The sequence below is a fragment of the Mesorhizobium sp. M7A.F.Ca.CA.002.05.1.1 genome (assembly GCF_003998335.1).
Taxonomy (GTDB): Bacteria; Pseudomonadota; Alphaproteobacteria; order Rhizobiales; family Rhizobiaceae; genus Mesorhizobium.
In genome coordinates this window covers 1-797 of record NZ_RZQI01001468.1, presented here as the reverse complement: position 1 = coordinate 797, position 797 = coordinate 1, and the positions used below count along the sequence as shown (strand labels likewise).

Annotated in this window: 1 protein-coding gene; it reads left to right on the top strand. The window is 65.1% G+C overall.

Annotation, left to right across the window (positions count from 1 at the left end; translation table 11 throughout):
- Positions 1-138 precede the first annotated feature (138 nt).
- A partial coding sequence (locus EN939_RS36415) for a pyridoxamine 5'-phosphate oxidase family protein (RefSeq protein ID WP_164751613.1) occupies positions 139-797 on the top strand: 659 nt, incomplete at its 3' end.

Below are 797 nucleotides of genomic sequence, written 5' to 3'. Positions count from 1 at the left end.
GCCGCCTGAGCGCCGCATAAAGCTCGCGGCTGCGCGGGCCGTCGCCCGGGAGGACCGGGATCAGCGCCGACCAATCCGGCAAATTGGTCTGTTTTTTCTTCATCGGATTGGTTCTTTTATCAACCAATGTCATGGCGCATGGTTGGCAGACAACAACCAAGGATGCAAGCCGTGAACGACACGCCAGCCAGCTTTCCGACCACCAGCCGCAACCGCGTCAAGCGCCTGCACGAGCGCGGCAGCTACGACCATGCGGCAGTCTTCGCGGTGCTGGATGCCGGGCTGCTGTGCCATGTCGCCTATACGTTCGACGGCCAGCCCTATTGCACGCCGACCATCCACTGGCGCGAGGACGACATGCTCTACTGGCACGGCTCGTCGGCCAGCCGCATGCTGCGCAATCTGCGCGGCGGCACGCCGGCGTGTCTGACGGTGTCGCATCTCGACGGGCTGGTGCTGGCGCGCTCGGGCTTCAACCATTCCGCCAATTACCGCTCGGCAATGTGTTTCGGTACAGCGCGGATCATCGACGAACCTGATGAGAAACTGAAGGCGCTGGCCGGAGTCGTCGACCGCTTCTATCCCGGCCGGAGCGAGACCTTGCGGCCGATCTCGGTGCAGGAGGCCAAGGCGACGACGGTGATCGGCATGCGCATCGAGGAGGCATCGGCCAAAGTGCGCGCCAAGGGCGTCGGCGACGACGAGGAGGATTACGGGCATCCGGTGTGGGCCGGCGTCAGCCCGGTGCAGATGGTGGTCGGGGCCGCGGAGCCGTGTCCGAGGCTGCTGCCTGACAT